Annotated in this window: 7 protein-coding genes and 1 tRNA gene; 1 reads left to right on the top strand and 7 read right to left on the bottom strand. The window is 72.5% G+C overall.

What is annotated here, in order from left to right; translation table 11 throughout:
- Window positions 1–116 precede the first annotated feature (116 nt).
- From ACWDBE_RS38925 to ACWDBE_RS38915, 3 genes are all read right to left on the bottom strand, one after another.
- Window positions 117–1,043 (bottom strand): chaplin, encoded by a 927-nt coding sequence (locus ACWDBE_RS38925; RefSeq protein ID WP_449810345.1) that lies wholly within the window; start codon window positions 1,041–1,043, stop codon window positions 117–119.
- A 282-nt stretch (window positions 1,044–1,325) separates the two neighbouring features.
- Window positions 1,326–1,565, bottom strand: a complete 240-nt coding sequence (locus ACWDBE_RS38920; protein ID WP_449792345.1) for a chaplin — start codon at window positions 1,563–1,565, stop codon at window positions 1,326–1,328.
- Window positions 1,566–1,855: 290 nt separating this feature from the next.
- Window positions 1,856–3,187, bottom strand: coding sequence for a M20/M25/M40 family metallo-hydrolase (locus ACWDBE_RS38915; RefSeq protein ID WP_449810344.1), 1,332 nt, complete (start codon window positions 3,185–3,187; stop codon window positions 1,856–1,858).
- 291 nt (window positions 3,188–3,478) lie between these two features.
- Here ACWDBE_RS38915 and ACWDBE_RS38910 point away from each other — a divergent pair.
- Window positions 3,479–3,563, top strand: a tRNA-Leu gene (locus ACWDBE_RS38910).
- A gap of 138 nt (window positions 3,564–3,701) precedes the next feature.
- Here the strand turns inward: ACWDBE_RS38910 and ACWDBE_RS38905 are convergent.
- The 4 genes from ACWDBE_RS38905 to ACWDBE_RS38890 form a co-directional block, all read right to left on the bottom strand.
- Window positions 3,702–3,971, bottom strand: a complete 270-nt coding sequence (locus ACWDBE_RS38905) for a hypothetical protein (RefSeq protein WP_449792419.1) — start codon at window positions 3,969–3,971, stop codon at window positions 3,702–3,704.
- A 271-nt stretch (window positions 3,972–4,242) separates the two neighbouring features.
- Window positions 4,243–5,604: a chloride channel protein gene (locus ACWDBE_RS38900; RefSeq protein WP_449810343.1), complete on the bottom strand. Its 1,362-nt coding sequence runs from the start codon at window positions 5,602–5,604 to the stop codon at window positions 4,243–4,245.
- 202 nt (window positions 5,605–5,806) lie between these two features.
- The gene (locus ACWDBE_RS38895) at window positions 5,807–6,490 is read right to left on the bottom strand and encodes a TetR family transcriptional regulator (RefSeq protein WP_449792422.1); all 684 of its coding nucleotides are present in this window, start codon (window positions 6,488–6,490) and stop codon (window positions 5,807–5,809) included.
- A 144-nt stretch (window positions 6,491–6,634) separates the two neighbouring features.
- The coding region (locus ACWDBE_RS38890) for an acyl-CoA dehydrogenase family protein (RefSeq protein WP_132919430.1) at window positions 6,635–6,727 on the bottom strand (93 nt) is incomplete at its 5' end.

The following is a 6,727-nucleotide window of genomic DNA, read 5'->3' as shown; positions in this document are numbered from 1 at the left end:
CGCCGCCGGCATCGACGAACTGCTCGCCATCATCGACGACGAACTGGGGGACGCCTGATTCTCAGGCTCGCCCCGCGGGCGCGCCTGAGGACGGGCCCCGCCCCCGACCGAGCGCGTCAGCGGGCGCCGGCGCGGGCCCGGCGGTAGAGCACACCGCCGCCGAGCAGCAGCGCGAGACCGGCGGCCCCGAGCAGCTCGACGTTCCCGGCGCCGGTGGAGGCCAGCTGAGCGGCCGGAGCCGCGGCGGGCGCCGCGACGGCGGTCTCGGCGGCGGTGTCCGGAGCGCCGGTGCGCGCGACGTTCGGCACCTCCTCGGCGGAGACCTGTGGCGGGGTCGGGCAGGCCTCGGCGCAGCCCTCGGCCGGCGGGGCCGGGGTGACCGGGACGGCCTGCTCGACGTTGGCGCACTGGTTGCCGAAGGCCGGGTTGCCGACACCAGCCACGTTCACCGAGTTGCCGCAGGCGTTGACCGGGACGTCGACCGGCGCCTGGACGCTGTTGCCGGAGAGCACGCCCGGCGAGTTGGCGGCGACACCGGAGGCGCTCGCACCCGGCACCGTGGCGGCGTCCGGGATGCCGGCGGTAGCCGGGATGCCCGTGGTGCCGGGGACTCCGGTGGTGCCGGGGATCCCACTCGTGCCCGGGATCCCGGCGGTGCCGGGAATCCCGCTGGTACCCGGAATCCCGGTGGTGCCGGAACCGCCGGTGCCGCTGCCGGCCTGGCCACCGCCGGTGGCGCCCGAGCCGCCGGGCTGGCCGCCCTGGGAGGGCTTGGACGCCTGGTGGCCCCCGCCGCCGTTGACGTTGGCGCAGCGGTTGCCGAAGGACGGGTTCAGCAGGCCGACCACGTCGAGCGTGTTGCCGCAGGCGTTGATCGGCACCTCGATCGGCACCTGCACCGAGTTGCCCGAGACGACGCCCGCCGAACCGGCGGCGACCCCCTGTGCCTCGGTTCCCCCCGCGTAGGCGTAGCCGGCGGTCGAGGCCAGCACACTGCCGGTGGCCACGGCCGTGAGGATCCCCTTCTTGGCTACATTCCTCATGTTTTCCCCTGACATTTCGAGACGACGTGTCGACCTTGACATGAACCTTCAAAAAAGTCGGAATTTCGGTAGATCCGTAAATCACGCAAGGGCTTCGACTGCACACGAGTTAACGAGGGGCCAACGGGGAGGTTGAGTCGAACGAATCGGCTTCACCCGATCGAGCGATTGTGTCGGACCCCGTGTATCCGTCGGGGACGCGAACGCCCCCGGTGCGGCGCGTCCGCCGCCCGGGGGCCGGATCGAATCGGCTCAACAGGCCCCGCCGGCCCGGAGGTCGACTCAGACGTTGGCGCAGTGGTTGCCGAACGCCGGGTTCAGCACGCCGACGACGCTGATGGTGTTGCCGCAGACGTTGAGCGGGACGTGCACCGGGACCTGGATCTGGTTGCCGGAGAGGACACCCGGGGAACCGGCGGCCACACCCTCGGCGTCGGCGTGAGCCGACGCGACACCGGCGGCGGCGAGCACCAGGCCGCCGGTGGCGGCGGTGACAGCGGCGATCTTCTTGACCTTCATCATTCCTCCTGTATGGACAACGCAACCCGTTCGGCGGGCCACACAGGGATGAACGACGCTGCGGCAAACGGGGTACGGAACGGATCTCCCATTCACTCGCAGCGGTGAGGTCTCGCACAAATGATCAGCCTGGAATTCTCTGCAGAATCGCTTCTGTCGATCTTCTGTTTCCCATCCCACAATCATCAGCTCCGACAATGCGGTCGGCCCGCTCCCGAAGCTCCGGGAACGGGCCGACCCAGTCGCCTGATCAGGCCTCCGGCAGCGCCCTCAGCAGGGCACCCGACACGCGCTCAGCAGGCGTCGATGAAGCGGTCCAGCACCCGGGCGCCGAACTTCAGGCCGTCCACCGGCACCCGCTCGTCCACCCCGTGGAACATCCCGGCGAAGTCCAGCTCCGGCGGCAGCTGGAGCGGCGCGAAGCCGAAGCAGCGGATGCCCAGGTCCTGGAAGGACTTGGCGTCCGTCCCGCCGGACAGGCAGTACGGCACCGCGCGGGCGATCGGGTCCTCGGCGCGCAGCGCGGTCTGCATCGCCTCGACGAGCGCACCGTCGAAGCCGGTCTCGATCGCCTTGTCCGAGTGCAGGCTCTCGCGCTTCACGCGCGGGCCGAGCACGCTGTCCAGCTCGGCCAGGAACTCCTCCTCGTAGCCGGGCAGGAAGCGCCCGTCCACGTGCGCGGTGGCCTGACCGGGGATCACGTTCACCTTGTAGCCCGCGCCGAGCATGGTCGGCTGGGCGGTGTTGCGCAGCGTGGTGCCGATCATCTTGGCGATGCCGCCGAGCACGCGCAGCGTCTCGTCCATGTTCTCCGGGTCCAGCTCGACCCCGAGCGCGTCCGACAGCTCGTCCAGGAAGGCCCGGACGGTCTTGGTGATCCGCAACGGGAACTGGTGCCGACCGAGCCGGGCGACCGCCTCGCACAGCTCGGTGATCGCGTTGTCGTCGTTCTCCATCGAGCCGTGGCCGGCCCGGCCCTCGACCGTCAGGCGCATCCAGTGCATGCCCTTCTCGGCCGTCTCCACCAGGTAGAGGCGGACCTGGTCGTTGACGGTGAAGGAGAAGCCGCCGACCTCTCCGATCGCCTCGGTCACGCCCTCGAACAGCCCCGGGTGCTTGTCCACCAGGAAGCGCGCCCCGTAGGTGCCGCCGGCCTCCTCGTCGGCGAGGAAGGCCAGCACGATGTCGCGCGGGGGCTTGCGCCCGGTGCGCAGGCGGTCGCGGACGACCGCCAGGGTCATCGCGTCCATGTCCTTCATGTCGACCGCGCCGCGCCCCCAGACGCAGCCGTCCGCGATCTCGCCGCCGAACGGGTCGTACGTCCAGTCCGCGGCGTTGGCCGGCACCACGTCGGTGTGGCCGTGGATCAGCAGGCCCGGGCGGGAGCGGTCCTCGCCCTCGATCCGGACCACGGTGGAGGCCCGCCCCTTGGCCGACTCGAAGATCTTCGGCTCCAGCCCGAACTCGGCGAGCTGTTCGGCCACGTACTCGGCGGCCTTCCGCTCGCCCGGCCCGGAGCCGTCCCCGTAGTTGCTGGTGTCGATCCGGATCAGATCGCGACAGATCTCGGCGACCTCCGACTCAGCCGTCACCTTCGGCGCCGCCGACTCGCTCCGCTCGCTCACGGTCACTCCTCGTCTTGGGCCCGCACCGACGCACCAGCGCGCCACCCCCGGGATCTGCACCCGGGCCGTACGAGCACGTCCGCCCATCCTCCCCCAGCCCCCGATCCCGATCCACCCCCCGCATGCTCCCGAAACCCCCTGGTCACGCCCCCGCCACACACCTCCCCTTGCCCCCGCCACCGGTCCCGCCGCTCCTCCGGGAACCGTTTTGGGACCCCAAGCCGATCTTTGCTACAGTTACATCTGTCAGCGCGACGGACGAGAGATCGGAAGCCGCGAGGACGACACCCGGTCCGGGTGGCGGAATGGCAGACGCGCTAGCTTGAGGTGCTAGTGCCCTTTATCGGGCGTGGGGGTTCAAGTCCCCCCTCGGACACCGACGAAAGGCCCCAGTTGATCTGGGGCCTTTCTGCTTTTCGGCTCCGGCTTTCTCCGCGTTCCTCCGCGTTCCCCCGCGAACAGGAGGATCCCCCTCGGAGTCCGCGGGGACTCCGAGGGGGATCCGCAGGTCAGGTCACTGCTGGTTCCAGGTGGCGCCCGCGCCCGTGAAGGAACCGTAGACGCCGGTCTCGTCGGCCCAGATCCAGAAGTCTGCGTGCGAGAGCCCGTCGGGGTTGACGGAGGACTGGGTGCTGGCGACGCCGGCACCGTTCTCGTTGGCGATGAACTGGCCCTTGCCGAAGGACGCGTCCAGGCCCTCCTGGGCCGAGGCCAGGCCGGCGCAACCGATCACCAGCGGGACGGTGAGGGCGCTGACGGCCAGGACACGCTTGAAAGCACGCATGCAGATCTCCTCCACGGAGTTTCGGGGTTCCAAGGCGGCGGTGGCGTTCCGCACCCCCGCGACTTCAGAGAGCCACGCCCCGCATCCCGCCGCAACCGACGCCGGAACCCGTACGGCCCTAACGCCCCGTCAGAATCGCCGCTCCTACCAGCGGAAATACAGTTCGTATGCCCATTTCTGAGGATCAGTCGGCTGGAGCACACCCTCCCCACTCTCCGCTCCGGCTCGCAGGTGGACGGCCGGGGCCAGGGCCGGGGGCGGGGGCCGGGCGTCAGCCGACTTCCACCGCCTCCGTTCGGCCGGCCGGGTCGGTCTGTTGCCTCGGCCGCCCGCGCAGCCACTCCGCGGTGATGAAGGCCGCCACCGTGGACACGATCAGCAGCGGCATCGAGTTCGCCGCCTCACCGCCGAGCAGGGCCTCGGCGAGGACGGTGCTGGTGACGGGCAGGCCGGTGACGGCGGCGGCGGAGGCCGCCAGGCCGACGGCCAGGGCCGGCGCGGTGCCGAAGCCGGGCAGCGGTGCGCAGGCCGTGCCGAGGGCCGCCCCGAGCAGGAGCGCCGGGAAGATCGGGCCTCCGCGCAGGCTTCCGAGGGCGATCGACCAGCCCAGCCCCTTGCAGAGCACGAGGGCGAGCAGCGCGGCGATCGACCAGGCGGCCGGGTCGGCGGCGAGCGCGGCCAGGGTGGCCTGTCCGGAGAGCGCGGCCTCCTCCGGGGAGCGCCCGGTGAGCAGGGCGTACGCGGCGAGGCAGCCTCCGACCGCGACCGCGCACAGCACGGTGCGCACGGCGGTCTGCCGGGCGGTGCCGGTCGTGGTGAGGGCCTTCACCCGGTGGCCGACGTTCTGGCCGACCACGCAGAACAGGGCGATCGCGACGGCCAGCGGGACGCCCCAGAGGAAGTCCGCCGCGTCCGGCACCCCGCTCTTCGGCACGTGCGGCAGCGACAGCGCGCCGGTCGCCAGGCCGGTCCAGTGGCCGAAGCCGGTGAAGATCAACGCACCGACCCCGCTGGCCAGCAGGCTGGGCAGGATCAGCGCGATCAGCTGCGGGCCGCCCAGCCCGGCCGCCTCGATCAGCATCACGGCGGCCACCAGCGGGCTGCCGAAGATGGTGGAGATCGCCGCCGCCGCACCCGCCGTGCCCAACACCGCGAACAGCTGCGGATGTTCGGCCCGTCTGGCGGACCGGAGGGTGAGCAGGGCGAGCCCGCCGCCGAGCGCCATCAGTGGCGCCTCCGGGCCGAGCACCACGCCGAGCGGCAGGCCGGCGAGCGCGGCCAGCACCACCCCGGGGACGGCGACCGGCGGGGTGGGCGGGCCGCCGAGCCCGTCCACCGGGACGTGGCCGCCGCGCCCGGGCAGCCGGGTCACGATCGGGGCGAGCAGCAGGCCGGCCAGCAGCAGCGCGGGCAACGGCCACCACCAGGGGGCGCGCCCGTAGCCGGCCGCCGTCGGCAGGCTCTCCCAGACCCAGTGCTGGAGTTCGTGCTCCAGGCTGACGAAGCCGAACGCGGCCAGCGAGACCGGGACGCCGACCAGCCCGGAGACCAGCAGCAGGCGGAGGTAGCCCCGGTGCAGCAGCACCTCGTGCAGGGTCGGACCGCCGTCAGGCCGCCGGGACGTCGTCGGCATCGCCGCTCCCTCGCGCTCCCGGGCCGCCCGCTGCCCGGGAGGCCGCGTCCTGCGACCGAGTCTCGCCCGGAGCCGGGAGCCCCGCACGGCGCACGGGCCGTCAGCGGGGCCGCGGCGGACCCGGCTGCTCCGAGCGGGTGAGGGCGGGGTTGAGGGCGGGGGTGACGGACGGGTGGGGGCGAGGGTGGCGGCCCGGGTGGGGTCAGACCTGGCGGGCGTCGGTGCCCAGCGCGCTCTCGATGCCCTGGACCATCCGCCACAGCGGCGCCCGGCGGCTGGCGACCAGGACCACGACGTCGTCGGACTCGCCCTCGGCGGCGCCCTCTGCCGGGCGGTCGCCCCAGGTGCCGGTGACGAAGGCCATCGCCGCGTCCACCTCGGCCACCCAGTCGCTCTCCCCGCCCGAGCGCAACCAGGTGCGCAGGGCGTGGTTGTGCGCGGCGACGACGGCGGCGGCGATCACGTCCGCCCGCAGCGGGCCGTCCGGGCGGTCGGCGAAGCGGCCGCGCAGGTACGCGGCGAGGGTGTGCTCGTAGCGCCAGACCACGGACAGCTCGTACGCCCGCAGGCCGGGCACCTTGCGGGTCAGCCGGTAGCGCTGGACGGAGAAGGAGGGCTGCTCGGCGTACATCCGCAGGACCAGGCGGGCGGCGTCGCAGGCGTGCCTGACCGGGTCCTCCTCGCCGGTGCCGGACTCCAGGAACTCCGTCATCTCGGCGAGGCTGCGCTCGTGGTCGGGGAAGACCACGTCCTCCTTGGCCGGGAAGTAGCGGAAGAAGGAGCGCCGGCCGACGCCGGCCAGCGACACGATGTCGTCGACGGTCGTCTGTTCGAAGCCGCGCTCCAGGAAGAGCTCGAAGGCCGCGGCCACCAGCGCCTCGCGCATCGCCGGCTTCGAGGGCCCGTCGTTCATGGGCTGGTCCTGCTCTTCCTTCTCGCTCATTCACCGGAACTTAGCATCGGGAGGATGCGTCGGCCCCCGACGGCCGGGCGGCTGACCGGCCCGGCCGTCGGGGGGTGTCGGCGCGGGTTACGGGAGGTTGCGGGCCATCACGATCCGCTGGACCTGGTTGGTCCCCTCGTAGATCTGCGTGATCTTCGCGTCCCGCATCATCCGCTCCAC

Source organism: Kitasatospora sp. NPDC001132 (assembly GCF_053598415.1).
This window is presented reverse-complemented; position numbering and strand designations above follow the sequence as displayed.